We start from the raw sequence: 25354 nt of genomic DNA, 5'->3' as shown, positions 1-25354 counted from the left end.
CTCGACTGCATGCCCCACGACTGCATGCCTACCGACCGCACGCCTACTCGACGAGCGCATCCGGTTTGCCCTTGCTGCGCGGCCGTTCCTCGACCATCTTGCCCCAGACGATCAACCGGTACTTGCTGGTGAACTCCGGGGTGCAGGTGGTGAGGGTGATGTACCGGCCCGGGCCGGTGAACCCGGAGTCCGGCGGGACGGGGTCGAGGACGCTCGTGTTGCTCGGCGCGGTCACCGGCAGCAAGGACGCCATCTTGTAGACGAAGTAATCGTTCTGCGTCTCGACGACGATGTCGTCGCCCGCCTGCAGCCTGTTGATGTAGCGGAACGGCTCGCCGTGCGTGTTGCGGTGCCCCGCGAGCCCGAAGTTGCCCGTCCTCGCCTCCGGCATCGCCGTCGTCAGCGGTCCCTCGCCGTAGTGCCCGACCATCCCCTTGTCGAGCACCTTCTTGTTGCTCACGCCCTCGGCGATCGGCACCACCACGTCCAGCTTGGGGATGTGCAGGATGGCGAAGCCCTGCCCCGGCGAGAAGGTGCCCGGGGCGCGCCGGCCGCTCGCCCAGTCGTCCTGGAGGCTGCTCGCCTCCTTGTCCGCCTGCGCGTGGGCCCGCACATTCGTCCACCACAGCTGGTAGGTGACGAACAGCAGCATCAGCACACCCGTGGTGATGAACACCTCGCCGACCGCCCGGCTGGCGACGACGGCCGCGCTCGGCTTGCGAGCCCGTTGCCGGCGCCGGGCCTCGACGCGCGAGAGGGGCCGCTCGTCCTGGGACGGCGCGTCGGGCCCCGCGTACGACTCGGAGACCTCCCCCGGGCCGCCATGACGCCCATGACGGCCCTTGGCGGCCTTTCTCCGGGCCGCACGGCCACCCGCCGGGGTTCCAGGGGCTCCGGGGGCAGGAGAGGCCGCTGGGGCGCCAGAGGCGGATATGGGCTCGCCGCCGAACATCGGCGGGATCCGCAGCGCCACCGTCTCCTCGTCGAGGGGCGGCTGGTACGGCTCCGCCGCATAGGCGCCCGGCCCGGCTCCGTACGGATCACCGCCGAAGGACTCGTACGGCGAAGCGCCGTACGAGTCCTCGCGCTCGGGGCGCAGCGCGGTCACGCCGTGGCCCTGCCCACCACCGGGGCGAGCCCCGCCGACCTCGCCACCGCGCCCTGGTCGCCGCACTCCACCAGCCAGTTGGCCAGCATCCGGTGCCCGTGCTCGGTGAGCACCGACTCCGGGTGGAACTGGACGCCCTCGACGGGCAGTTCGCGATGGCGCAGGCCCATGATGATCCCGTCGTGCGTACGGGCGGTCACCTCGAGCTCGGCCGGCACCGTCAAGGGCTCGGCGGCCAGCGAGTGGTAGCGGGTCGCGGTGAAGGGGCTGGGCAGGCCCGCGAAGACGCCCTTGCCCTCGTGCTCCACCGGCGAGGTCTTGCCGTGCAGCAGCTCCGGCGCCCGGTCCACGACCCCGCCGTACGCCACCTGCATCGACTGCATGCCCAGGCAGACGCCGAAGACGGGCACGCCGGTGGCCGCGCAGTGACGGACCATCTCGATGCAGACGCCGGCCTCCTCGGGGGTTCCGGGGCCCGGGGACAGCAGGACACCGTCGAAGCCGTCCTGGGCGTGGGAGGTGGAGACCTCGTCGTTGCGCAGGACCTCGCACTCGGCGCCCAGCTGGTACAGGTACTGGACCAGGTTGAAGACGAAACTGTCGTAGTTGTCCACGACGAGAATGCGCGCACTCACTGGTTGTCCACCGTCACATCGTTGAAGGGAAGCAGCGGTTCGGCCCACGGGAAGACGTACTGGAAGAGCGCGTACACCACGGCCACGACCAGCATGATCGAGATCAGCGCCTTCACCCACGCGTTTCCCGGCAGATGCCGCCAGATCCAGCCGTACATGCCGTCCCTTCCGTCGCACCACGGCACCTGACTCACGCCGTACGCCACCAGACTAGCGGCGCAGGGCCCTCGGTTCGCCTGCCTCCACAGGCTGTGTGGAGTCCAGGTGCGCCCAGACGATCAGCCGGTGACTGTGGCCCCATTCGGGATCGCACGTGGTCAACGTCAGGTACCGGCCCGGACGCGTGTACCCCGACTTACGTGGCACAGCGTCGATCACCTCGACGTCCGAGGGCACTGTTTTGTAAGGGCCTTTGTCGATCCGATACGTGAACCAGGTGGTCCCGTCCGTCAACACCACCGCGTCCCCTCGCCTGAGCTGGGGAAAGTCCTTGAAGGGGTCTCCGTAGGTACGGCGGTGACCGGCGACCGAGAAGTTCCCGGTCTGGCCGAGCCGGGCGGTCCCGCCGTAGTGCCCGAGCCCCTTCTTCAGGGTGCCGGTCGAGGTGCCCTCCAGCACGGGCTTGTTCCACGTGAAACCAAGACGCGGGATGTACATCACCGCGAAGGGCCTGCCGGTGCGGTACGACGCGGCCGGCCCGCCGGCGCCTGTACTCGCGGCGGTGCCGGGGCTTGCGCTCGGGGCAGCTCCCGGACTCTGCCGGGCCCACTGGTCGTGGAGGTCGTCGATCTGGTCGTCCATGGCCCGGTCGGCCCGCACCCCGGTCCAGAAGAGCACGTAGACGACGAACAGGACGATGACGGCTCCGGCGGTGATGCACAGCTCGCTGAACGTCCTGACGATCACCCGCACCGACACAGGCGCCCCCCGGCTGCCCTCGCTCGACTACTCCACAGGCTTGGCGTAGTGCAGATCCACTGTGCCCGAGTAGCCCGGCAGAGTCACCGTCCCGTCCTCGGTGACTTTCCAGCCGAGGCCGTAGACGTTCACGTAGACCATGTAGTTCTGGATCGCCGGGGCCTCCGCGAGCGCCTGCTGCAGCTTCTCCGGGTCGCCTACCGCCTGGATCTTGTACGGCGGCGAGTAGACGCGACCCTGGAGGATCAGGGTGTTGCCGACGCAGCGGACGGCGCTGGTGGAGATCAGCCGCTGGTCCATCACCTTGATGCCCTGGGCGCCGCCCTGCCAGAGCGCGTTCACCACGGCCTGGAGGTCCTGCTGGTGGATGACCAGGTAGTCGGGCTGCGGCTCCGGGTAGCCGGGAAGCTTGGCGGTGGCGTTCGGCGGGGCGTCGTTCAGCGTGACCGTGATCGCCTTGCCCTTGAGTTTCTGGGTGCCGGCGTCCTTCTCCAGCCCGGCGAGCTTGTCGTCCTGGGCCTTCGTGCTGCCGTCGTCGGCCTCGGCGAGCGACTCCACGTCGTCGCGCAGGGCGCCGTTCGTCTCGTCCAGCTCGCCGTTCTTCTGGCTGCGCTCCTGGATGAGGTCCGACAGCTTCAGCAGGGAGGCGTCCGTGCGGATGTTGGTGCCCTTGGCGGTGTTGAAGCTGGTGAAGAACAGGAGACCGGCGAGGGCGAAGACGCCCACGGTGAGCACACGCACGGGCCGGAAGCCGCTCCGACGGTCGGCCGGAGGGCCGGGGGAGGGGACGGGAGGGGAAACGGGCATGGGATCCGGAGTGGAGCCCGTTGAACCCGTCCGGGGAGAGTCGGCAGAATTGCTCAACGTACCCTTATCTCCTTCAGCGCCGTAGAAGCACTACGCTAACGGACGCCCGGGGGAGCCCTTCAGTCCCCTAGTACGCAGCCCCCGAGCCCGACCCAGCACCTGCGCGGCCACGCAGCGCATCGACAGGAGAGACCCTCGTGCCGAAGTCACGTATCCGCAAGAAGGCCGACTACACGCCGCCTCCGGCGAAGCAGGCGACCGCGATCAAGCTGAACAGCCGCGCCTGGGTCGCGCCCGTGATGCTGGCCATGTTCCTCGTGGGACTGGCCTGGATCGTGGTCTTCTACGTCACCGACGGGTCGCTGCCCATCGACCAGCTCGACAACTGGAACATCGTCGTCGGCTTCGGGTTCATCGCGGCGGGCTTCGGCGTCTCCACCCAGTGGAAGTAGCGCGACCAGCTCTGCCCAGGGCTATCCACTGAGTTATCCACAGCGGTTTTCCACATGGGGAAAAGAAAGACGATCTGTGGATAACTCATCGAAGGTTGACGCCGGTGTGACCTAACTACCGGCTGTCACCTTCACTCGAAAGACTGTTCGCCCCCTGCCTGACCTGCATAAACATCGGTCAGGAACAGGGGGCGCAGTGCTTCCCGCACGTTGTGCACAAGATTCGACACAGACTGTGGACAACAGCCCGCTCAGGTGAGCCGGAGAACCCGCTCAGGTGAGCTGCACGGTCCTCAGGAGCGTCACCACCACGACGACCGCCAGCATCAGCGCACAGGTCCCGAACTGGATCAGGGTGCGGCGCTCGCGCGGTGCGTGGACCATGCCGAAGCCGATCACCACACCGGCGACGAGGCCGCCGATGTGGGCCTGCCAGGAGATCCCGTTCCATCCGAACGTGATGACCAGGTTGATCACCAGCAGGGCGATGACCGGCCGCATGTCGTAACGCTGCCGGCGCACCAGCACGGCGAGAGCCCCGAAGAGACCGAAGATGGCCCCGGAGGCGCCGAGCGAGGCCTGGTTGGGCGCGGCGATCAGATACGTCAGCGCGCTTCCGGCGAGACCGGAGACCAGGTACAGCGCGAGGTAGCGGACCCGGCCGAGGGCCGCCTCGAGCGGGCCGCCGATCCACCACAGGCTGAGCATGTTGGACAGGATGTGGATGTAGCTGCCGTGCAGGAACATCGAGGTCAGCAGCCGGTACCACTGGCCCTCGGCCACGCCCTGGAGCTCGCCGTACCCGAGGGCCGGCATGATCGCCCGGCCGATCAGGTCGAAGCGGTCGGTGAAACTGTCGCCGACGGCCTGCTGGACCAGGAACACCGCGAGGTTGAGGCCGATGAGGATCTTGGTGAGCAGGTGGGGATCCGCGGCGACCGCGCCCCCGGCGAGGGTGCGGGGCTGTGAGGCGCCGGGCGCGTGGCCCGTGCCGGAGCCCTCGCGGACGCAGGTGGGGCACTGGAAGCCGACGGAGGCGCTGACCATGCACTCAGGACAGATCGGGCGTTCGCAGCGGGTGCAGCGAATGCCGGTCTCCCGGTCGGAGTGCCGGTAGCAGACGGGCAGGCCGCTGTGGGCGTCGTCCTGCCTGCTGCCAGGCGCCTGGTCCATGGGCTCCCCCAAGTGAGTCGTCCGAGTCGGCGCAGTCGGAAAGGAACCGCCCTGCTCATCCTTACGGACGAACAGGGCGCATGGTTCCCCGGGGGCCCGCCGCGCGCGTTCGTGCCCCCGGTCTGCGGGTCCCGCTCAGCCCGGGGTCAGGCCGGCGGGGCTACCTCAGCCCGGGCCGTCCCGCCCTCGGGTCCCTCTCCCGGACTCCGCGGGGCCCCGGGCGGGGCTCGCTCAGCCCTGGCGCCTCTCGACGACGACCGACTCGATGACGACGTCCTTCAGCGGACGGTCGGTGCGCGGGTTGGTCTGGGTGGCCGCGATGGCGTCCACGACCTTCTGGCTCGCCCCGTCGGTGACCTCTCCGAAGATGGTGTGCTTGCGGGTCAGCCAGGCCGTGGGGGAGACGGTGATGAAGAACTGGGAGCCGTTGGTGGCCGGACCCGCGTTGGCCATGGCCAGCAGGTAGGGCCGGTCGAACCGCAGGTCCGGGTGGAACTCGTCCTCGAACTGGTAGCCGGGACCGCCGGTGCCGTTGCCCAGCGGGTCACCGCCCTGGATCATGAATCCGCTGATCACCCGGTGGAAGACCGTGCCGTCGTAGAGCTTGTCCGAGGACTTCGCGCCCGTCTCCGGGTTGACCCACGCCCGCTCGCCCGTGGCGAGGTCGACGAAGTTCTTGACAGTCTTCGGGGCGTGGTCCGGGAAGAGCCGGATCTCGATGTCGCCGTGGTTGGTCTTCAGGGTGGCGTACAGCTGCTCGGCCACGATCTGCCTTCCGTTGTCTTCCTGTGACGCCCCGATCCTCGCACGCTCCCCGGCAGGCTCCGCCCGACGGCTCGTTCCGGGATCAGAACCGACGGTTCGGGTGCGGAAATACGCCCGAGTCGCCCAGGACGGGAGCGGGCGGGGCCAATCCGTGGCATCGTCGGTTTTGTCGCTCCGTCGACTCTCTGTTGCCATTGCCCCGAATCCGACAGAATCCACCGCTATCGCATGTGATCGGCACCCGAATATCCGTCCGCACATGCCGAGACAGCCATCCGCAGGCATGATCCGTAAAAGGGTGGAAAGTCGAAATACCGTACGCCACCGAGGAGGAGGAACCCGTGACCCGCATCGACAGCGTGCGCGCCGCGACCGGCTCGGCGAAGGACAGCGTGCTGCACGCCGCGGAAGTGGTGGCGCCCTACGCCGACACGGCCAAGGAGCGGGCCGCGCTGTACGCGCATGAAGCCCGCGTACGGCTCGCGCCCAAGGTGTCGCAGGCCGCCGAACAGGCCCGCGTGCAGTATGACGCCCACGTCGCCCCGCGCCTGGAGCAGGCGAAGACGCACGTCCCGCCGAAGGTCGACCTGGCCGCGCACGAAGCGGCCGCCCGTACCCGTATGGCCGCACGCCAGGCGGCCGTCTACTCGCGACCGCGGATCGAACAGGCGGTCGCCGCGGCCGGCCCCGTGAAGGACGAGGCCGCCGCCCGTGCCGCCGCCGCACTGGCCGCCCTGCGCGGTCAGGTGACGCCGAAGGAGATCGAGAAGCTGGTGCGCAAGCACCGGCGGCGGGCCAGGGCGGGCAAGCTCGCCAAGGCGCTCGCCGTGCTCGGTGTGGTCGCCGGCGGCACCTTCGCGGCCTGGAAGTGGTGGGACAAGCAGGCCAACCCGGACTGGCTGGTCGAGCCGCCGGAGGCCACGGAGGTCCCCGTCCCGGGCGGCCTGACAGCCGTGGACGGCACCGCCGACCCCTCCGTCCTGGACCCCGAGGTACAGGCCAAGCAGGCCGAGGAGGAGGCCGCGCACCGCGACGACCGCGACTGAGCGGCCGACGCCCGAGCGGCTCCCGCACACCGCTCCCGTAATGCCGAAAGACCCCTCTTACCTGCGTTTGCGCAGGTAAGAGGGGTCTTCTTCGTGTGGAGCCTAGGGGAGTCGAACCCCTGACATCTGCCATGCAAAGACAGCGCTCTACCAACTGAGCTAAGGCCCCGGAAGGGACGTCCGGCCGGCAGAAGCTCCTACCGGTGGGCGCCGCAGACCAGAGTACCGGGTCACCCGGGGTATCTCGCAAAAAGATTGGGGGTCCCCGCGGATGACCACTCTCCGTAAGATGCTCGGACGTGGTTCGCTACAGCGAACCGCGTTTCTGGGGAAGCGATGGGGAGACGCAATGGACGCCGCACAGCAGGAAGCGACCGCGAGAGCGCGGGAACTGCAGCGGAACTGGTACGGGGAGCCGCTGGGGGCGCTCTTCCGTAAGCTCATCGACGATCTTGGCCTCAACCAGGCTCGTCTCGCGGGGGTACTTGGACTGTCGGCGCCGATGCTGTCGCAGCTGATGAGCGGTCAGCGGGCGAAGATCGGCAACCCGGCCGTGGTGCAGCGGGTGCAACTGCTGCAGGAGTTGGCGGCGCAGGTCGCGGACGGCAGCGTCAGCGCCGCCGAGGCGACCGAGCGCATGGACGAGATCAAGCGGTCGCAGGGGGGCTCGGTGCTCAGCAACACCACACAGTCGACGAGCAGTTCGGGGGCGCCGACGGTCAAGCGGGTGGTCCGCGAGATCCAGTCCCTGCTGCGCTCGGTGGCCGCCGCCGGCGACATCATCGATGCCGCCGACAGCCTCGCCCCGACCCACCCGGAACTGGCAGAGTTCCTCCGGGTGTACGGCGCGGGCCGGACCTCCGACGCCGTCACGCACTACCAGTCCCACCAGAGCTGAGCCCCGGCCCGGTCGCCGAAGGGGGTTCGGCAGCCGGGCGGTCGGCGCTTCAGCGCTTCGGCGGGACGCGATGACGCGGCGAGGTACACGGGGGGTCGTGTCGCTCGTCACGGGGTTGTTTCTCTCTCCAAGGGGGAGTCCAAGGGGGGCGAGAAGGACCACGGGGGACCAGGGGGGATCCACGGGAACCCACGGGGGACCAGGGGGACGAGGAGACCAGGGGGACGAGGGGGAGGAGCGACGCACTGCCATGGGTGAGGTCTTCGCCGCACGGTACGAACTGGCCGATCCGATCGGCCGCGGAGGGGTCGGCGCGGTCTGGCGTGCCTGGGACCACCGCCGCCGACGCTACGTGGCCGCCAAGGTGCTCCAGCAGAGCGACGCGCACGCGCTGCTGCGCTTCGTGCGTGAACAGGCGCTGCGGATCGACCACCCCCATGTGCTCGCGCCCGCCAGCTGGGCCGCCGACGACGACAAGGTCCTGTTCACGATGGACCTGGTCGCCGGCGGTTCGCTGGTCCATCTCGTCGGCGACTACGGCCCGTTGCCGCCGGTGTTCGTGTGCACCCTGCTCGACCAGTTGCTCTCCGGGCTCACCGCGGTCCATGCGGAAGGCGTCGTGCACCGCGACATCAAACCCGCCAACATCCTGCTGGAGGCCACCGGTACGGCCCGCCCGCGCCTGAGGCTCTCCGACTTCGGCATCGCGATGCGGCTGGGCGAGCCCCGCCTGACCGACACCAACCTCGTGGTGGGAACGCCCGGTTACCTCGCGCCCGAGCAGATGCTGGGCGCCGACCCGGACTTCCCCGCCGACCTGTTCGCCGTCGGCCTGGTGGCGTTGTACCTGCTGGAGGGCGCCAAGCCCGACGCCAAGGCACTCGTCCAGTACTTCACGGAACACGGGACGCCGAGCGCCCCCAAGAGCGTCCCGGAACCGCTCTGGCAGGTGGTGGCCACCCTGCTGCAGCCGGACCCGCAGGCACGTTTCCGCACGGCCACAGGGGCGCGCAAGGCGCTCGCGGCCGCCGTCGAGCTCCTGCCCGAGCCGGGCCCGGACGACGAGATGATCGAGATCTTCGACCAACTGGGGCCGCTGCCCAAGGGGTTCGGACCCCAAGGCCCCTCGATGCGCGCACGGGGCGTCGACTCCTTTCCCACCCGCACAGAAACCGCCGACGACTCGGCCCGCCCGGACGCCGGATCCCTGCCCTCGCATCCGGAGAGGTTCGCCCCCGGGTCAGCCCCTGGATCGGCCCCCGGGTCGGCCCCTACGGGCACCGGATCCGGGCCCTCCGGCCCAGCGGCGGCCGCCGATCCTGCCCACCCGGGCATGGGCGCCGCGCCCTGGCAGCCGGCCGGACCCACTCCGGGAGTCAGCGGCACGGGAACGGGTACCGGTGCCGGGACCGGCACGGGTATGGGTATGGGAACGGGAGGCGGAACGGGAGGCGGTACCGGTACCGGCAGCCGCAACGGCACCGGTTCTGGCTCTGCCTGGCCCGGGACGGACTCCGTGCCGATCGATCCACGCCGGCCCGCCCATCGGACGACCCGGCCGGCCGCCCCCGAGCCCTCCATGTCGGACACCGGAAGCTTTCATCTGCCGCCTCCCCAGCCCACCGGCGCCTCCTCCCCCACGCCCGCGCAGCCTTCCGCTCCCCGTCCGCCCGCCTACGCGCCGCCACCCGCACCCCCGCCCCCACCGCACCCGGCCGCTCCCGCCTCCCCCACCCCTTCCGCCGCCTCCGCCTACGACTCGACGTTCGCGCTCCCCTCCCACGGCCGGCTCCCGGACGCCTCGACGGCCTCCTACACCGCTCAGGACCCCGGAACCCCTCACACACCGCAGATCCCGCCGAGCCCGCAGAGCCCGTACAACGGGCCGCCGCCCATGCCGTCGTCCGCGCAGACGATCCCGCCGCGGAACGCTCGTCGACGAGGGCACCGTGCCGTCCGCCGTGGGCGTCCCGGCCCGCCCGCCAGGGTCGCGGTGCCGATGCTGCTCCTCGCCCTGGCCTGCTACGCGGTGGGATTCTGGGCGTTGGCGCGGATCTGAGCCGCGGCCCTGCGCCGGCCGGTCAGCGTCCAGACGCCGAGCACCGCCAGCAGGATGCTTCCGGCGCCGATGCCGCCCACGGCGACCGCCTTCATCGCGGGGTCGCCGTCCGACGCACCGCCGTCTCCGGACGCGCCGCCGACCGTAAGGCCCGTCCCCGCCGAGAGTTCCGGATCCCGCGCGCCGACGTCGAAGAACCCGCGCGGCGCCGACCGCCCCACGTATCCCGGGCCGGCCTGTGTGCTCCCGTCGAGGCGGACGCGCAGGGTCAGCCCGTAGGGCCCGGCTCCGAAGCGTTCGCCGACCTGCGTCGCGAGGTGCACCACGAGGTAGTGGAAGCCGGCGAAGCGCAGGGACTTCGTCGGGTTCGTGGGCGCGTACCGGTTGACGTACCTGACCGGCGGCACGGGGGCCAGAGCGGCCGACTTCTGCTCGCCGCCGTAGCCGACGTTCACGTCCCTGACCTCGACCCGCACGGGGTTGTACAGGGTCATGTCCAGGGCGTCGACCACGTACCCGGAGTCCTCGTCCGCGCTTCCCAGGTCGACGGAGGCCGACACCTGACGGCCCCAGTCGACGGGCACCTTGTAGAAGAGGGTCTGACCGGGCACGATCTCGTCGCTCCAGACGCCCTGCTCCACGGCGGTCGCCCGGGTGAAGCCGGCTCCTCCGCGGACGGCGACCGGCTCGCCGGCGAGCGGTGTGGGCGTGGCGGAGTCCCACTCCTCGGGCACGCTCGTGGCGGCCGCCTTCTTCAGCGAGGGCTCGGAGACGGGCGCGATCTCCAGCTCCCAGGGCTCCTCCCCACCGCTACTGCTACTGCTATTGCCGCTACCGCTACCGCTGCGCGTGCCTGTACCGGTACCCGTACCGATGCCTCTGCCGATGCGCTCGACGATGACGTAGTACGTACCCGACCCCTGGCAGGTCCCTTTCCCCGGCGAGAGCTCGCGCGCGCCCCAGGCCGTGATCGGCTGCGGGCTCTTGGACGCCCCGATGGTCGCCGAGTCGTGCGAGCAGGGGGCGCTGTCGGCGTTCTGCACGGAGACGCTGATCCCGTCGCCGACGGCGAGCGTGGACCCCGCGCGCGGGATCGCCGTCACGGCGACGTAGACGTTCGAGACGTCGTCAAGTTCGAGCCGGAAGTAGACCTTCGAAGCCCCGCCCGCCGTACCCGTACCCTGCCCCGCGCCGTCGCCCTGACCCGGTTGCTGACCCTCGTCCTGTCCCTGGCCCCGCCCCGGAAGTGAGCTCCGGTAGGTGGCGCCGGGTTCCAGCCGTACGGCTCCGGTGGTGCCCGTCGCCGCCTGAACGGGGCGGACGTCGTCGGCGAAGGCGTACGAGGTGGCGTCCGGCGCGGCCACGGCGACCGGTCCGGGCAGCGCGGCCGACGACGCGCAGAGCGCCGCTGCCACGGCCGTGATCCGTACGACGGCCCGCCACCCGACCGCCCCACGTCCCGCACGCCGGCCCATCGACTCCGCCCCCTCGCCTTCGACCGAACGTGGGTCATCCTGCCCCGCTCGGGCGCGCGGCACCCGGCCATTGCGTACGAGCGTCCGAAAAGCCCGCTTCTAACCCCGGACCGGGGCCCGCGCAACACAAAACCCCGACCGCGAGCGGCGGCCGGGGTCTGCTCAGTCTTCGGTATCGATTCTCACGAACCCGTGGGCACGGAGTCAGTCGCCTCCGTCCACAGATCCTGCTCGGCGCGATCCGCCTGGATCTGGCGGTACACGAGGAGCCCGCCGATGGCGGCCAGTGCGACCAGGAGAAGCTTCTTCACCGCGCGACCTCGTCTTTCCTTGACGTAGGGGACCTCTGGCGCCCGACTATACACACCGACCGATACCGATCGGTGACCTGCGTCCGCCCCTCAACTGCCGCTCTCGGCAGCGCAGTAGAAGCGGATCGCACCGCTCCGATCGGAGGGTGATCACACCTCCACAGAGGGTGATTTTCGCCCGACAACATCCTCAAGGTCACTTTTCCTCCCCTTTTCCACCTCCTTGCACCCATCCGAGTGGTGTTCATCGGAACAACGCCACGGCGCGAGCGTCGATCCACCACTTCGCACCCCCCATACACATCATGAGGAAAGTACGCAAATCGCCCGACCTGGAAGTGAGGGGCCATGACCGAGAACCGGGTCATGAAGCTGTGGACCGCCATCGTCACCGCCGTGATCGCGCTGTGCACTGCGCTCGGACTCATCACGACGACCGCCACGACGGCGACGGCACAAACCGAGCCGGCGCGCAACAGCGAGAGCGCGACCACCGCGCTCACGCAGGCATGGCCGACGGCCTCGTCACCCTCACTCCGGTCCCTGGCACGCTCGCTTCCCCCCACGATGAAGCAGCGCATCCACGCCGAGGCCCACGGCAAGTCCCCCAGCTGCCGCCACCGCGGCCTGCCGGACACGGAACAGGCCGAGCACACCACGGCCTCCTGCGACCCGGCGGACCCCGACGAACCGGACGTCCCCCTCCAGCGCTGAACCCGAGGCGCCCTCCCCACCAAGACGTAACGGCGAACTTGCGTACAGCCCGCACGGAACAGGCCCGGCGGCTCCCCCAGGAGCCACCGGGCCTTCGCCGTGCCGCACGCTCACTTCGACATGATGAAATCCAGGGCGTACCCGGGAGCAGTCGTCCAGTAGGTGACGCGCTGACCGTCGTTGGCGTACAACGTCTCGACGGGCATGGGGACATCGATCGGCCTGCCCGCGCTGCTACCGGGCTTACGGCCCTGGAGGCCGAGGGTGATGCTCTTCGCCTCGTACTCGTCCATCGGACCGCTGACGAGCAGGGCGGCATACGCCTCCTCACCCGGAGCGAGGGTGACGGGCACCCCCGGGTTCGGGTCGCTCTCCTTGATCACGGGGGCCGTGGTCCGGCCCGCGCCAAGCCGCACGAGGGGGTAGCGGTAGAGGTTGCACTTCTTGTCGCCGGCGTTCTGGACGGTGAGGAGGAGGTGCCTGGCATCCTTGCTGTCCGCGGGCTCCTTCACCGCCGACACTCCGAGAACCTCGTGGGAGCAGGCGGCGACGGTGCCCTGGTCCCCACTGCCGGCCGAGCGGTGCGTCACCGCGTCGCCGGCCTTCCCGCTGATCGTCCGCGGCCCGGTGGCGGAGGCCTGTGCCGACACACCGCATCCGAGAGCCAGGACGAGGCCCGCGGCCACGGCCACACGGCGGGCCCCAAGGGTCTTCATGTTCATATGAACGTTCCTTTTCTGATCGGTACGAGGTCGCATGCCGGGTCCCGTCGGACGCCTCGGCCGGTGCGACGGCCATAGCGTCGAACGCCTCGTGGGCCTGGGACAACGGCTGCCCCCCAACCTGCAACGGAGGGGTGATCCCACCCCCCATGACCTGCAGGAACAAGGAAGCCTGGGATGCCGGTCCGGGATGGGGAACTCCCCGAGGCCGGCATCCGGACACCCGGCGCGGGTGAGGGCGGTCTCGAAGAGAGCGTCGGCGTATCCCGGGAACCATCCCCAGCCGTACCGACGTGCAGGTACGGGGAGTGCCTGGCATGCCGTCCCTGACCAGGACATGACGGCACAGGCCGACGGATGGATGCGGGTACGGACCACATGGATGCAATCCACGACGACGTGACGGAGTTCGCGCTGCTGCTGACGCGTCTGAAGGAGCGCACGGATCGCAGCTACGCGGCGCTGGCCCGCCGTCTGGACATGAACGCCTCCACGCTCCACCGCTACTGCGCCGGTGAGGCGGTCCCCCTGGACTTCACCGGGATCGAGCGGTTCGCCGCACTCTGCGGAGCCTCCCGCGAGGAACGCGTGGAGTTGCACCGCCGGTGGATCCTGGCAGCCGCGGCACGGCAACGGCCACGCCCCTCCGATGCCCGGCGGGCACGGACGCCCCACGACACCACGAGCACCGCGGCACCGGCCGCATCCCCGAGCCGCACCAGCCCGGCGCCCGAGACACCCGAGCCGCCCTCACCGGCCGACCCACGCCCCGAGCCGCCCTCCCCGGCCGACCGGCGACCCCGTGCCGGACACCCGCGCCGGCGGCCCGTGCGTTCGTTGGCGCTGGCGGCCTCGCTCGCCATCGCGCTCGCCGGCCTCACCGCATCCGCTGCCGGACCCCCCTCCGGCAATGGTGAGTCGTCGGCCTCCGCGCGCACCACACCGCAACCTTCGACGTCGGCCACGCACAGCGACGGCAGCCCGCGATCCGCTGCCGGACCTCCCTCCGGCAGCGATGGGTCGTCGGCCTCCGCCCGCACCACACCACAACCCACGGCGTCGGCCACGCACAGCGACGGCAGCCCGCAGAAGGACCGGGCGGGCGCCGGGACCGTCCCGTCGTCGGCCCCGCTCACCTGGACGGCCAACTCCCAGCTCTGGCAGCTCGAATGCGACCATGACTACGTCATCGCCAAGCCACCGCAGCAGGTCCCACCGCCGCCGACCCCGGCGGACGCCGCGGTGTGGGCCGCGTCCCTGGATGCGGTGCACGGGCGCACCACCAACCTGCGGATCTCGGTGCAGGGACGCGGCTCCGCCGCCGTCGTCCTGGAGGCACTGCACGTGCGTGTGGTCGACCGCACCACGCCCGCCGCCCGCGGGAGCATCGCCTACTCCATGTATGAAGGCTGTGGCGCCGTCCTCATCCCCCGCTACTTCTCCGTGAACCTCGACGCGCACCGGCCCCTGGCCCGTTCGATGCCCGGCAACGACCCGGACAGACCGGCCCCCGCGATCGGCTTCCCCTACCAGGTGTCCCTGCGGGAGCCGGAGGTCCTGCTGCTCTCCGCGCGCACCGAGTCCTGCACCTGCGACTGGTACCTCGAGCTCGACTGGTCCTCACAGGGGCGAACCGGCACGGTACGCATCGACGACCACGGCCGCCCGTTCCGCACCACCAGCATCAACGGGCTACCGCACTACTGGTACCGCAACCCCCATGGCTGGATCCCCATGACCACCGCCTACGACGAGGCGGAAACCGGCGAATGAGGAAGTAAGTCGGCGGCACCGGGGCGGGGTCCTACAGCGGGAAGCTGCGACGCTGCTCGCAGAGCTGTGGAAGACCTCTCCTCGGCTGACCCCGTCGGTGTCACCCATGGACGTCAAAAGGCCCCCGGACCGATGGTCCGGGGGCCTTCTGGCTGGTGGGGCTAACAGGATTTGAACCTGTGGCCTCATCCTTATCAGGGATGCGCTCTAACCAACTGAGCTATAGCCCCGCCGCGCTCTGCGGTGTGTGTCCCGCGCGCTGACTCCTGAAGATTAGCGCACGACCTGGGCAGTCCCAAAATCGATAGTCGCGGGGCTCTCGGCGCGGGTTCGGAACCGCTGGAACAACGAGGTCACTCGTCCTCGGCCAGCGTCAGCTCGACTCCGCCGACGAATCCCGCGGACAGGTTGTAGATGAACGCGCCGAGCGTCGCCAGGGCCGTCGCGAGGACGACGTCGATGACCGCGATGATCGACGTGAACATCAGGACGTGGGGGAGCGACAGGAACGACTGCAGGTCGAAGCCGTTCGACTCGTTGGAGCCGGTCGCCTCCGAGATCGTGCCGCCGACCGTCGAGAAAACGCCCATCGCGTCCATGACCATCCACAGCACGGCGGCCGCGACGATCGTGCAGATGCCCAGCGCGATGGACAGCAGGAAGCTGACCTTCATCACCGACCACGGGTCGGCCTTGGCCACGCGCAGCCGCGCCTTGCGCACGCGGGGCGTGGTGCGGGCGCCGGTCCGCGGCCGGCGCACCGCGCCGGCCGACGCGGGGGCCGCCTGCGTCGGGTAGGCCTGCGGCGGGTGGTAGGGCCCGGCGGGCTGCTGCGGCTGCCGCTCACCAGGAAGCGGAGACGCGTCTGGCTGCTTGGCCTGCGAGCCTCGGGTGTCCGTCACGGTTCCCCCCTGGGATCCCTTTGGTCCTTGCGTCTTGGGCGAGGACGAGGGAGAGGGTGAGTCCGCCACAGGCGCCTTGATGGCCTTCAGCTGGGTCGTGTGGGTGTCCGCCGCACGCCCCTCGGCCGCCCCCGCGCCCCGCGCGTCGGTCGTACGCGCGTCCCCCGCCGGCGCGGCGGAGCCACGGCCGCCGCCGTCCTTGTCCGTACCGGCAGACGTACCGGCGCCCGTGGCTCCGCTCACGATGACTCTCTCCTCGTGCTACTCGGCCGAGGGCGCCTCACCCTCGTCCGTGCCGGTGGTCGCGGCGCCGTCGACGGACTCGTCCACGGCAACGTCGCCGTCGACCTCCTCCGCCTCGCGCCCCGCCTCGGCGTTACGTGCGATGCCGACCACGGCATCGCGCTTGCCCAGGTTGATCAGTTGGACGCCCATCGTGTCACGGCCCGTCTCCCTGATCTCGTTGACTCGCGTACGAATCACACCGCCGCCCAGCGTGATGGCGAGGATCTCGTCGGTCTCCTCGACCACCAGCGCGCCGACGAGAGAACCGCGGTCCTCGACGATCTTGGCGGCCTTGATGCCGAGGCCGCCGCGACCCTGGACGCGGTACTCGTCGACGGCGGTCCGCTTCGCGTACCCACCGTCTGTGGCAGTGAACACGAACGTACCGGGTCGAACAACATTCATCGAGAGCAGCTGGTCTCCCTCACGGAAGCTCATGCCCTTGACGCCCGAGGTCGCACGGCCCATGGGCCGAAGACTTTCGTCCGTGGCGGTGAACCTGATCGACTGCGCCTTCTTGCTGATCAGAAGCAGATCGTCGTCGGCCGAGACGAGTTCAGCTCCGATCAGTTCGTCGTCGGAACCGTCCTCCGTCTCACGGAGGTTGATCGCGATGACACCACCGGAACGCGGCGAATCGTAATCCTTCAGAGGCGTCTTCTTGACCAGGCCGCCCTTGGTGGCCAGGACCAGGTAGGGCGCCACCTCGTAGTTGCGGATCGCGAGGATCTCGGCGATCGCCTCGTCCGGCTGGAAGGCCAGCAGGTTCGCGACGTGCTGGCCGCGCGCGTCCCGCCCGGCGTCCGGCAGCTCGTACGCCTTCGCCCGGTAGACCCGGCCCTTGTTGGTGAAGAACAGCAGCCAGTGGTGCGTGGTGGAGACGAAGAAGTGGTCGACGATGTCGTCTTCCTTCAGCTTCGCGCCGCGCACGCCCTTGCCGCCGCGCTTCTGGGCGCGGTAGTCGTCCGTCTTGGTGCGCTTGACGTAGCCGCCGCGCGTGACGGTGACGACGATGTCCTCCTCGGCGATCAGGTCCTCGATGGACATGTCGCCGTCGTAGGGCACCAGCATCGTCTTGCGGTCGTCGCCGTACTTCTCGACGATCGCGGCGAGTTCGGCGCTGACGATGCCCCGCTGACGGACCGGCGAGGCGAGGATCTCGTTGTACTCCGTGATCTTCGCCTGGAGTTCGTCGTGCTCCTGGATGATCTTCCGGCGCTCCAGGGCGGCCAGTCGGCGCAGCTGCATCTCGAGGATGGCGTTGGCCTGGATCTCGTCGATCTCCAGGAGCTCCATCAGGCCCGTACGCGCGATGTCGACGGTGTCGCTGCGCCGGATCAGCGCGATGACCTCGTCGATGGCGTCCAGGGCCTTCAGCAGACCGCGCAGGATGTGCGCCCGCTCCTCGGCCTTGCGCAGCCGGAAGCGCGTACGGCGGACGATGACCTCGATCTGGTGCGTCACCCAGTGCCGGATGAACGCGTCCAGCGAGAGGGTGCGCGGGACGCCGTCGACCAGCGCCAGCATGTTCGCGCCGAAGTTCGTCTGCAGGTCGGTGTGCTTGTACAGGTTGTTCAGGACGACCTTGGCGACCGCGTCCCGCTTCAGGACGATGACCAGGCGCTGGCCCGTGCGCGACGAGGTCTCGTCACGGACGTCCGCGATGCCGCCGATCTTGCCGTCCTTCACCAGGTCGGCGATCTTCTGCGCGAGGTTGTCGGGGTTGACCTGGTAGGGCAGCTCCGTGACCACCAGGCACTGGCGGTTCTGGATCTCCTCGACCTCGACGACCGCCCGCATGGTGATCGAACCGCGGCCCGTACGGTACGCCTCCTCGATGCCCTTGCGGCCCACGACGAGCGCGCCGGTCGGGAAGTCGGGGCCCTTGATGCGCTCCATCAGCGCGTCCAGGAGTTCCTCGTGCGAGGCCTCCGGGTTCTCCAGGTACCACTGGGCGCCGGAGGCGACCTCGCGCAGGTTGTGCGAGGGAATGTTGGTCGCCATGCCGACCGCGATGCCGGCCGAGCCGTTGATCAGCAGGTTCGGGAAGCGCGCCGGCAGAACCGTCGGCTCCTGGGAACGGCCGTCGTAGTTGTCCGTGAAGTCGACGGTCTCCTCGTCGATGTCACGGACCATCTCCATCGACAGCGGCGCCATCTTGCACTCGGTGTACCGCATGGCCGCCGCCGGGTCGTTGCCCGGGGAGCCGAAGTTGCCGTTGGAGTCCACGAGCGGCATGCGCATCGACCACGGCTGCGCCAGGCGCACCAGGGCGTCGTAGATCGAACTGTCGCCGTGCGGGTGGTAGTTGCCCATCACGTCGCCGACCACGCGGGCGCACTTGTAGAAGCCGCGCTCGGGGCGGTAGCCGCCGTCGTACATCGCGTACAGGACGCGACGGTGGACGGGCTTGAGGCCGTCGCGGACGTCCGGCAGCGCGCGGGAGACGATGACGGACATCGCGTAGTCGAGGTACGAGCGCTGCATCTCCGTCTCGAGCCCGACGGGCTCGATGCGCATGGCGATGTCGCCGCCCTCTTCAGGGGTGACGGGAGTGTTCTCGTCGGTCATTGCTGGTGATGATCCTTCCTGGTCCGGTCAGCTGAGACCGACTCAGATGTCGAGGAAGCGGACGTCCTTGGCGTTGCGCTGGATGAAGGCACGGCGTGCCTCGACGTCCTCGCCCATGAGGACCGAGAACAGGTCGTCGGCCTGGGCGGCGTCGTCGAGGGTGACCTGCCCCAGGACGCGGTGCTCCTGGTCCATCGTCGTGACGCGCAGCTCCTCGGCGTTCATCTCGCCGAGACCCTTGAAGCGCTGGATCGAGTCCTCGCGCACCCGCTTGCCGCGCTGGCGGCCCATCTCGATCAGCGCGTCGCGCTCACGGTCGGAGTACGCGTACTCGATGTCGTCCCGACCCCACTTGATCTTGTACAGCGGCGGGCGGGAGAGGTACACGTGCCCGGCCTCGACCAGCGGCCGCATGAAGCGGAACAGGAAGGTCAGCAGCAGGGTGCTGATGTGCTGGCCGTCGACGTCGGCGTCCGCCATCAGGATGATCTTGTGATAGCGGAGCTTCTCGATGTCGAAGTCCTCGTGGACCCCGGTGCCGAACGCGGAGATCAGCGCCTGGATCTCCTGGTTCTGCAGGATCTTGTCGATCCGCGCCTTCTCGACGTTGAGGATCTTGCCCCGGATCGGGAGGATCGCCTGGTACTGCGGGTTGCGGCCGGACTTGGCCGAGCCGCCGGCGGAGTCACCCTCGACGATGAAGATCTCGCACTTGGTCGGGTCGTTCGACTGGCAGTCGGAGAGCTTGCCCGGCAGGGAAGCCGACTCCAGCAGACCCTTGCGGCGCGTCAGGTCCCGCGCCTTGCGGGCCGCCACGCGCGCGGTGGCCGCCTGGATGCCCTTGCGGACGATGTCCGCCGCCTCGACCGGGTTGCGGTCCAGCCAGTCGTTGAGGTGCTCGTAGACCGCCTTCTGGACGAAGGTCTTGGCCTCCGTGTTGCCCAGCTTGGTCTTGGTCTGGCCCTCGAACTGCGGCTCGCTCAGCTTGACCGAGATGATCGCCGTCAGACCCTCGCGGATGTCGTCGCCCGTGAGGTTGTCGTCCTTCTCGCGCAGCAGCTTCTTGTCGCGCGCGTACTTGTTGACCAGGTTGGTCAGCGCCGCACGGAAGCCCTCCTCGTGCGTGCCGCCCTCATGCGTGTGGATGATGTTGGCGAAGGAGTACACGCCCTCGCTGTAACCGCTGTTCCACTGCATGGCGACCTCGAGGGACAGGCTCTTGTCCTTGTCCTCCGCCTCCAGGTCGATGACCGTCGGGTGCACCGCTTCGCCCTTGCGGGAGTTGAGGTACTTCACGAAGTCGACGATGCCGCCCTCGTAGTGGTACGTGACGGTCTTGACCTCGTTCTTGTCGTCCGCACCCGCCTCGTCCGCCCCGGCGGTGGCCTTCGCCGACTCGCGCTCGTCGGTGAGCTTGATCGTCAGGCCCTTGTTGAGGAACGCCATCTCCTGGAAGCGCCGCGAGAGCGTCTCGAAGGAGTACTCGGTGGTCTCGAAGATGTCGGCGTCGGCCCAGAAGGTGACCGACGTGCCCGTGTCCTCGATGGCCTCGTGCTTGGCCAGCGGCGCCGTGGGGACGCCCATCTTGTAGTCCTGCGTCCAGCGGTGGCCGTCGGTCCTCACCTCGACCGCGACCTTGCTCGACAGGGCGTTGACGACGGAGACGCCGACACCGTGCAGACCGCCGGAGACCGCGTAACCGCCGCCGCCGAACTTGCCGCCCGCGTGCAGCACGGTCAGCACGACCTCGAGGGCCGGCTTGCCCTCGGAGGCGACGATGCCCACCGGGATGCCACGGCCGTTGTCGGTGACCCGCACGCCGCCGTCGGCCAGGATCGTCACGTCGATGGTGTCCGCGTGGCCGGCCAGCGCCTCGTCGACCGAGTTGTCGACGACCTCGTACACGAGGTGGTGCAGACCGCGCTCACCGGTGGAACCGATGTACATACCGGGTCGCTTGCGGACTGCGTCCAGGCCCTCGAGGACGGTAATGGCGCTGGCGTCGTACGAGGCGGTGACCTCGTGACCCGAGGCGTTGGCCTCGCTGTTCACGCCGGCGTCGGTGGACGGGATGTTCTCGTTGGGGTTGCCGGAATCGGCCACGAAGCGCCCTTTCTGGCACAGCACCAGCCAGGCTCGTCGGCGGGTTGCCGGAGCGGCTGCGGCATGTTGCGTTGGTAAGCCTTGATCAGCGTTGCTCAGCTTTTCCCGGGCGGTCCCCACGTTTGGGGCGGGATTGGCTTCCAGTCTACCGGTAGCACTGACACTGATGGGGGTTTGCCGGTACCTGAGTCCGCATGTGCCGCCCTCAACCGGTCTCTTCCGGGTCCCGATATGTGGAAGGGGGCTCCAAGAGGCTCACAGCGGCACTCAGCGCTTCCGGGTGTCAACCCTTGGCTACTTGGGAGTCAGGTCGCTGTCAGCACCCGCACGCGGGCGCGGAAAACGACGGCCGGGGCGGTCACGACAGGACCGCCCCGGCCGACAAGACGTGACGCACGTCACCCGTAGGTATCACCGGGACCGGTGCTCCCGGGGGCCCTGAGGGGGCCGTAGCGACGCGGGGGACCACCGGGACCCAGCACCTTGATCAGCCGGACCGTGCCATGGCCCAGGTCCTCGTTGAGACGCGCGACGAGCGTCGGGGCGAGCAGCCGCAGGTTCGTCGCCCAGGCCGTCGAGTCGCAGCGCACGATCAACGCCCGCTCGTCCTCGTCGTACCTCTCCGGCACACAGTGCTTGGCCACGTCCTCGCCGACGATCTGCGGCCACCGGCCCATCACACCGCCCACCGCGGCCGGCGCCTCCCAGCCCCGCTCGGTGAGCAGCCGGTTGATCGCGGCGCCCAACGCCATGGGGTCGCGGCCGTCCGCGCCCGCGCCGGAACGCAGGCCGCCCCCGCGCCGGGCCTGCTTCTTCTGCTGCGCCGCGTCCCCACGCGCGCGTGCCTGCTCCCGCGCCGCCCTGAGCGCCACACGCGCGAGATCGACGCCGGACGGCTCCGGCGTCTTCTTCGGGGCGGGCTCGTCGGCGCTCATACGCGCTCCACCGTCCCCTCGGACACGCTGTACCGGGCCCCCGCGAGCACATGCGGCACGTCGTCGTCCACCGCGGCCGTCACCAGCACCTGCTCGCCGGGCGCGACGAGCTCGGCCAGCCGCTCCCGCCGACGGGCGTCCAGCTCGGCGAAGACGTCGTCCAGGACGAGCACCGGCTCGTTGCCCTCGGCCCGCAACAGGTCGTAGGAGGCCAGCCGCAGCGCCAGCGCGTACGACCAGGACTCGCCGTGGGAGGCGTACCCCTTGGCGGGCATCGAACCCAGCTTGAGCGTCAGATCGTCCCGATGCGGCCCCACGAGGGTGACGCCCCGCTCGATCTCCTGTTTGCGCGCCTCCGCGAGCGCCGCCATCAGCTGGCCGTAGAGGTCCTCACGCGTGTGCGCCTCACCGGGCGCGGACGACTTGTACTCCAGAGCCACGGGACCGCCTCCCGGCGCGAGCTGCTCGTACGCCTTGTCGGCCAGCGGCTGGACCGCCGCGACCAGGTCGAGGCGCTGCGCGAGCAACTCGGCGCCCACCCGCGCCAGATGCTGGTCCCACACGTCGAGCGTCGACAGATCCATGGAACGCCCGCCGTGCCGACGCGCGAGCGCGGCCGACTTCAGGAGCGTGTTGCGCTGCTTGAGCACCCGCTCGTAGTCCGAGCGCACGCCCGCCATCCGCGGCGAGCGCGCGGTGATCAGCTCGTCGAGGAACCGGCGCCGCTCACCGGGATCGCCCTTCACCAGCGCGAGGTCCTCCGGCGCGAACAGCACGGTCCGCACGATGCCCAGCACATCACGCGGCCTGACCTGCGAGGACCTGTTGATGCGGGCACGGTTGGCCTTGCCCGGGTTCAGCTCCAGCTCGATCAGCTGCTGCCGCTCGCCCTGCCTGACCTGCGCCCGGATGATCGCTCGGTCGGCGCCCATGCGGACCAGGGGCGCGTCCGAGGCGACCCGGTGGCTGCCGAGGGTCGCGAGGTAGCCGACGGCCTCGACGAGGTTGGTCTTGCCCTGCCCGTTGGGGCCCACGAAAGCGGTGACGCCCGGGTCGAGCGGAACTTCGACCCGGGCGTACGAGCGGAAGTCGGCCAGCGACAGATGCGTGACGTGCATGGTCGTTCGCCGACCTCCCCCAGGATTGTGGATCGCGGTGCGACCCTGTGGATTACTTCTTCTCGACGGCGTGGCCGCCGAACTGGTTGCGCAGCGCCGCGATCATCTTCATCTGCGGCGAGTCGTCCTGACGGGAGGCGAACCGCGCGAACAGCGAGGCCGTGATCGCGGGCAGCGGCACGGCGTTGTCGATGGCGGCCTCCACGGTCCACCGGCCCTCGCCGGAGTCCTGTGCGAAGCCGCGCAGCCTGTCGAGGTGCTCGTCCTCGTCGAGGGCGTTGACGGCCAGGTCCAGCAGCCAGGAACGGATGACCGTGCCCTCCTGCCAGGACCGGAAGACCTCGCGCACGTCCGTGACCGAGTCGACCTTCTCCAGCAGCTCCCAGCCCTCGGCGTAGGCCTGCATCATGGCGTACTCGATGCCGTTGTGGACCATCTTGGCGAAGTGCCCGGCGCCGACCTTGCCGGCGTGCACCGAGCCGAAGTCGCCCTCGGGCTTGAGCGCGTCGAAGACCGGCTGCACCTTGGCGACGTTCTCCGCCTCGCCGCCGTACATCAGCGCGTAGCCGTTCTCCAGGCCCCAGACGCCGCCGGAGACGCCGCAGTCGACGAAGCCGATGCCCTTGGCTGCGAGCTCCTCGGCGTGCTTCTCGTCGTCCGTCCAGCGGGAGTTGCCGCCGTCGACGACGACATCGCCCGGCTCCAGCAGCTCGGCGAGCTCGTCGACGGTCGACTGGGTGGCGGCGCCGGCCGGGACCATCACCCAGACCACCCGCGGGCCCTTGAGCTTGCCCACGAGCTCTTCGAGGCTGTGGACGTCGGCGAGGTCCGGGTTGCGGTCGTATCCGACGACGGTGTGGCCGGCGCGGCGGATCCGCTCGCGCATGTTGCCGCCCATCTTGCCGAGGCCGACGAGACCGAGCTCCATCAGTTGTTCCTTAGGTCGCTGTGTGGCGTGTGGGGCACCTCGTGCCCACGTCCGAGCCTAAACCCGGACCCTCACGCACACCTGTGGGCATACGCGCTCAGACGTACGGCCCCACCTGCGGGTTCACCGCCGGCTTCGTCCCCAGGGACCGGCCCGGTCGTCCACCGCCTGTGGACGACCGAGTGGACACACGCGCGCTCAGCCGCTCAGCTGCTCAGCCGCACCGGCATACTGCGATCTTGTGGGGGGCGCCCCCCACACCCCCAGCAGCAGTCCGGCCGAGCCCGCCCCCGCGCCCCTTGCTCAGCCGCTCAGCCGCACCGGCATGATCAGGTACTTGTAGGCGTCGTCCGCCTCCGCGTCCAGCGCCGGCTTGCCGCTGAGCAGCGCGGGCTTGGTGGACGTCGTGAACGACAGCTGGGCGACCGGGGAGTCGATGGCGCTCAGGCCGTCCAGCAGGAACGTCGGGTTGAAGGCGATCGAGATGTCGTCGCCCTCCAGCTGCGCGTCGACCCTCTCCACAGCCTGTGCGTCGTCACTGGAGCCGGCCTCAAGGATGAGCACGCCCTGCTCGAAGCTGAGCCGCACCGGGGTGTTCCGCTCGGCGACCAGGGCGACGCGCTTGACGGCCTCCACGAAGGGGGCGGTCTCGATCACGGCGACGGAGTTGAACTCGGTCGGGAACAGCGTGCGGTACTTCGGGAGGTCGCCCTCCAGGAGGCGGGTCGTGGTGCGCCGGCCCGCGCCCTCGAAGCCGATCAGCCCCTCGCCGGAGCCCGAGCCCGACAGCGCCAGGATGACGCTGTCGCCGCTCGTGAGCGCCTTGGCGGTGTCCAGGAGCGTCTTGGCGGGCACCAGGGCGACCGCGGAGGCCTCCGGGTTCTCCGGCTTCCACAGGAACTCGCGGACCGCGAAGCGGTAGCGGTCGGTGGAGGCCAGCGTGACGGTGTCGCCCTCGATCTCGATGCGCACACCCGTCAGGACGGGCAGCGTGTCGTCACGACCGGCGGCGATGGCGACCTGGGCGGCCGCGGAGGCGAAGACCTCGCCGGGGACCGTGCCCGTCGCGTTCGGCATCTGCGGCAGGGAGGGGTACTCCTCCACAGGCAGTGTGTGGAGGGTGAAGCGCGAGGAGCCGCAGACCACCGTGGCCCGTACACCGTCCGTGGAGATCTCCACCGGACGGTTGGGCAGGGCGCGGCAGATGTCCGCGAGCAGCCGACCGGAGACGAGGACGGTGCCCTCCTCCTCCACCTCGGCCTCCACGGAGACCCGGGCGGAGACCTCGTAGTCGAAGCTCGACAGGCTCAGCTGGCCGTCCTCGGCCTTCAGCAGCAGGCCGGCGAGGACAGGCGCCGGCGGACGGGCCGGGAGGCTGCGCGCCGCCCAGGCCACGGCCTCCGCGAGTACGTCGCGTTCCACCCGGATCTTCACTCTTGCCGCCTCCTGCTGTTGCCGGCGCTTCTCGCCCTGCCTGGCCTTCGTCGTCTGTCTCGGTGTGGTCGGCCCCGGAGAGGGGAAGGACCATCGGGGACCAGTCTGACGCACCGCACTGACAGTCGGTGCCCCTCGGGGTCAAGTCGTGACGAGGGGCAGCCGGGCACCGAAGAGCGAGTTGTGCACAGGACCCACTTCGAAACGGATTCCTCGCTCTCT

Annotated in this window: 23 protein-coding genes and 2 tRNA genes; 6 read left to right on the top strand and 19 right to left on the bottom strand. The window is 69.8% G+C overall.

The features are described from left to right. Positions 1–43: 43 nt before the first annotated feature. From ACZ7DE_RS29740 to ACZ7DE_RS29720, 5 genes are read right to left on the bottom strand one after another with little or no spacing between them, the layout of a single operon-like run. Positions 44–1108 carry a class E sortase gene (locus ACZ7DE_RS29740; protein WP_470766475.1) on the bottom strand — a complete coding sequence of 355 codons (1065 nt, stop codon included), beginning with the start codon at positions 1106–1108 and terminating at the stop codon, positions 44–46. Then, the gene (locus ACZ7DE_RS29735) at positions 1105–1743 is read right to left on the bottom strand and encodes an aminodeoxychorismate/anthranilate synthase component II (protein WP_470766473.1); all 639 of its coding nucleotides are present in this window, start codon (positions 1741–1743) and stop codon (positions 1105–1107) included. The genes ACZ7DE_RS29740 and ACZ7DE_RS29735 overlap by 4 nt, the downstream gene beginning before the upstream one ends. Further along, complete coding sequence (locus ACZ7DE_RS29730; RefSeq protein WP_256912138.1) at positions 1740–1937, bottom strand: hypothetical protein; 198 nt, start codon at positions 1935–1937, stop codon at positions 1740–1742. The genes ACZ7DE_RS29735 and ACZ7DE_RS29730 overlap by 4 nt, the downstream gene beginning before the upstream one ends. A 16-nt stretch (positions 1938–1953) precedes the next feature. Next, positions 1954–2655, bottom strand: coding sequence for a class E sortase (locus tag ACZ7DE_RS29725; RefSeq protein ID WP_470766571.1), 702 nt, complete (start codon positions 2653–2655; stop codon positions 1954–1956). 33 nt (positions 2656–2688) lie between these two features. Continuing rightward, complete coding sequence (locus ACZ7DE_RS29720) at positions 2689–3525, bottom strand: DUF881 domain-containing protein (protein WP_470766471.1); 837 nt, start codon at positions 3523–3525, stop codon at positions 2689–2691. Between the two features lie 140 nt (positions 3526–3665). Here ACZ7DE_RS29720 and crgA point away from each other — a divergent pair, with 140 nt between their 5' ends. Further along, positions 3666–3920, top strand: coding sequence for a cell division protein CrgA (crgA, locus tag ACZ7DE_RS29715; RefSeq protein WP_470766469.1), 255 nt, complete (start codon positions 3666–3668; stop codon positions 3918–3920). A gap of 273 nt (positions 3921–4193) precedes the next feature. Here the strand turns inward: crgA and ACZ7DE_RS29710 are convergent, their stop codons facing one another. Next, positions 4194–5093 carry a rhomboid family intramembrane serine protease gene (locus ACZ7DE_RS29710; protein ID WP_470766467.1) on the bottom strand — a complete coding sequence of 300 codons (900 nt, stop codon included), beginning with the start codon at positions 5091–5093 and terminating at the stop codon, positions 4194–4196. A 231-nt stretch (positions 5094–5324) separates the two neighbouring features. Next, positions 5325–5858 (bottom strand): peptidylprolyl isomerase, encoded by a 534-nt coding sequence (locus ACZ7DE_RS29705; protein ID WP_470766465.1) that lies wholly within the window; start codon positions 5856–5858, stop codon positions 5325–5327. 341 nt (positions 5859–6199) lie between these two features. Between ACZ7DE_RS29705 and ACZ7DE_RS29700 the strand changes: the two genes are divergently transcribed. After that, complete coding sequence (locus ACZ7DE_RS29700) at positions 6200–6904, top strand: DUF5324 family protein (protein WP_470766463.1); 705 nt, start codon at positions 6200–6202, stop codon at positions 6902–6904. A gap of 96 nt (positions 6905–7000) precedes the next feature. Here the strand turns inward: ACZ7DE_RS29700 and ACZ7DE_RS29695 are convergent. Then, positions 7001–7073, bottom strand: a tRNA-Ala gene (locus ACZ7DE_RS29695). A 180-nt stretch (positions 7074–7253) separates the two neighbouring features. On the opposite strand from ACZ7DE_RS29695, the gene ACZ7DE_RS29690 reads away from it, so the two are divergent. Together ACZ7DE_RS29690 and ACZ7DE_RS29685 are read left to right on the top strand one after the other, a co-directional pair. Beyond that, positions 7254–7802, top strand: coding sequence for a helix-turn-helix domain-containing protein (locus ACZ7DE_RS29690; protein ID WP_470766461.1), 549 nt, complete (start codon positions 7254–7256; stop codon positions 7800–7802). Between the two features lie 250 nt (positions 7803–8052). Then, a complete protein-coding gene (locus ACZ7DE_RS29685) occupies positions 8053–9861 on the top strand; it encodes a serine/threonine-protein kinase (RefSeq protein WP_470766459.1) in 1809 nt (602 codons plus the stop codon). On the opposite strand, the gene ACZ7DE_RS29680 is transcribed toward ACZ7DE_RS29685, so the two are convergent. Then, positions 9825–11276 carry a hypothetical protein gene (locus ACZ7DE_RS29680; RefSeq protein ID WP_470766457.1) on the bottom strand — a complete coding sequence of 484 codons (1452 nt, stop codon included), beginning with the start codon at positions 11274–11276 and terminating at the stop codon, positions 9825–9827. The two genes, ACZ7DE_RS29685 and ACZ7DE_RS29680, sit on opposite strands and share 37 nt — an antisense overlap. A 242-nt stretch (positions 11277–11518) precedes the next feature. Then, complete coding sequence (locus tag ACZ7DE_RS29675; protein WP_003999697.1) at positions 11519–11647, bottom strand: DLW-39 family protein; 129 nt, start codon at positions 11645–11647, stop codon at positions 11519–11521. 348 nt (positions 11648–11995) lie between these two features. Between ACZ7DE_RS29675 and ACZ7DE_RS29670 the strand changes: the two genes are divergently transcribed. Continuing rightward, positions 11996–12361 (top strand): DUF6344 domain-containing protein, encoded by a 366-nt coding sequence (locus tag ACZ7DE_RS29670; RefSeq protein ID WP_470766455.1) that lies wholly within the window; start codon positions 11996–11998, stop codon positions 12359–12361. A gap of 110 nt (positions 12362–12471) precedes the next feature. Here ACZ7DE_RS29670 and ACZ7DE_RS29665 read toward each other — a convergent pair whose 3' ends face one another. Beyond that, positions 12472–13083, bottom strand: coding sequence for a DUF4232 domain-containing protein (locus ACZ7DE_RS29665; RefSeq protein WP_470766453.1), 612 nt, complete (start codon positions 13081–13083; stop codon positions 12472–12474). Between the two features lie 378 nt (positions 13084–13461). Here ACZ7DE_RS29665 and ACZ7DE_RS29660 point away from each other — a divergent pair, with 378 nt between their 5' ends. Next, positions 13462–14856, top strand: a complete 1395-nt coding sequence (locus ACZ7DE_RS29660) for a helix-turn-helix domain-containing protein (protein ID WP_470766451.1) — start codon at positions 13462–13464, stop codon at positions 14854–14856. Positions 14857–15009: 153 nt separating this feature from the next. On the opposite strand, the gene ACZ7DE_RS29655 is transcribed toward ACZ7DE_RS29660, so the two are convergent. The 8 genes from ACZ7DE_RS29655 to dnaN all read right to left on the bottom strand — a co-directional run bounded on the left by ACZ7DE_RS29655 (position 15010) and on the right by dnaN (position 25132). Next, positions 15010–15086: transfer RNA gene (locus ACZ7DE_RS29655), tRNA-Ile, on the bottom strand. A 123-nt stretch (positions 15087–15209) separates the two neighbouring features. Then, complete coding sequence (locus tag ACZ7DE_RS29650; RefSeq protein ID WP_470766450.1) at positions 15210–16001, bottom strand: DUF3566 domain-containing protein; 792 nt, start codon at positions 15999–16001, stop codon at positions 15210–15212. Positions 16002–16019: 18 nt separating this feature from the next. Next, complete coding sequence (gene gyrA / locus ACZ7DE_RS29645) at positions 16020–18614, bottom strand: DNA gyrase subunit A (protein ID WP_470766448.1); 2595 nt, start codon at positions 18612–18614, stop codon at positions 16020–16022. Positions 18615–18656: 42 nt separating this feature from the next. Then, positions 18657–20717: a DNA topoisomerase (ATP-hydrolyzing) subunit B gene (gyrB, locus tag ACZ7DE_RS29640; protein ID WP_470766446.1), complete on the bottom strand. Its 2061-nt coding sequence runs from the start codon at positions 20715–20717 to the stop codon at positions 18657–18659. 398 nt (positions 20718–21115) lie between these two features. Further along, positions 21116–21652, bottom strand: a complete 537-nt coding sequence (locus tag ACZ7DE_RS29635; RefSeq protein WP_470766444.1) for a DciA family protein — start codon at positions 21650–21652, stop codon at positions 21116–21118. Next, the gene (gene recF, locus ACZ7DE_RS29630) at positions 21649–22770 is read right to left on the bottom strand and encodes a DNA replication/repair protein RecF (RefSeq protein ID WP_470766442.1); all 1122 of its coding nucleotides are present in this window, start codon (positions 22768–22770) and stop codon (positions 21649–21651) included. The genes ACZ7DE_RS29635 and recF overlap by 4 nt, the downstream gene beginning before the upstream one ends. Before the next feature lie 52 nt (positions 22771–22822). Continuing rightward, positions 22823–23698: a phosphogluconate dehydrogenase (NAD(+)-dependent, decarboxylating) gene (gene gnd / locus ACZ7DE_RS29625; RefSeq protein ID WP_470766440.1), complete on the bottom strand. Its 876-nt coding sequence runs from the start codon at positions 23696–23698 to the stop codon at positions 22823–22825. Positions 23699–24001: 303 nt separating this feature from the next. Then, complete coding sequence (gene dnaN, locus ACZ7DE_RS29620) at positions 24002–25132, bottom strand: DNA polymerase III subunit beta (RefSeq protein WP_470766438.1); 1131 nt, start codon at positions 25130–25132, stop codon at positions 24002–24004. Between the last annotated feature and the right edge of the window lie 222 nt (positions 25133–25354).

The sequence above is a fragment of the Streptomyces sp. NPDC037083 genome, assembly GCF_055606485.1.
The sequence above is the reverse complement of the archived record's forward strand: the minus strand, read 5'-3'. Positions and strand labels throughout refer to the sequence as shown.

Bases quoted from the DNA above. Each gene is read 5' to 3' on its own strand.
- ACZ7DE_RS29710 (WP_470766467.1), bottom strand. From the start codon at position 5,093: ATGGACCAGGCGCCTGGCAGCAGGCAGGACGACGCCCACAGCGGCCTG.
- ACZ7DE_RS29690 (WP_470766461.1), top strand. From the start codon at position 7,254: ATGGACGCCGCACAGCAGGAAGCGACCGCGAGAGCGCGGGAACTGCAG.
- ACZ7DE_RS29685 (WP_470766459.1), top strand. From the start codon at position 8,053: ATGGGTGAGGTCTTCGCCGCACGGTACGAACTGGCCGATCCGATCGGC.
- ACZ7DE_RS29670 (WP_470766455.1), top strand. From the start codon at position 11,996: ATGACCGAGAACCGGGTCATGAAGCTGTGGACCGCCATCGTCACCGCC.
- ACZ7DE_RS29665 (WP_470766453.1), bottom strand. From the start codon at position 13,083: ATGAACATGAAGACCCTTGGGGCCCGCCGTGTGGCCGTGGCCGCGGGC.
- ACZ7DE_RS29660 (WP_470766451.1), top strand. From the start codon at position 13,462: ATGGATGCAATCCACGACGACGTGACGGAGTTCGCGCTGCTGCTGACG.
- gyrA (WP_470766448.1), bottom strand. From the start codon at position 18,614: ATGACCGACGAGAACACTCCCGTCACCCCTGAAGAGGGCGGCGACATC.
- ACZ7DE_RS29635 (WP_470766444.1), bottom strand. From the start codon at position 21,652: ATGAGCGCCGACGAGCCCGCCCCGAAGAAGACGCCGGAGCCGTCCGGC.
- recF (WP_470766442.1), bottom strand. From the start codon at position 22,770: ATGCACGTCACGCATCTGTCGCTGGCCGACTTCCGCTCGTACGCCCGG.
- gnd (WP_470766440.1), bottom strand. From the start codon at position 23,698: ATGGAGCTCGGTCTCGTCGGCCTCGGCAAGATGGGCGGCAACATGCGC.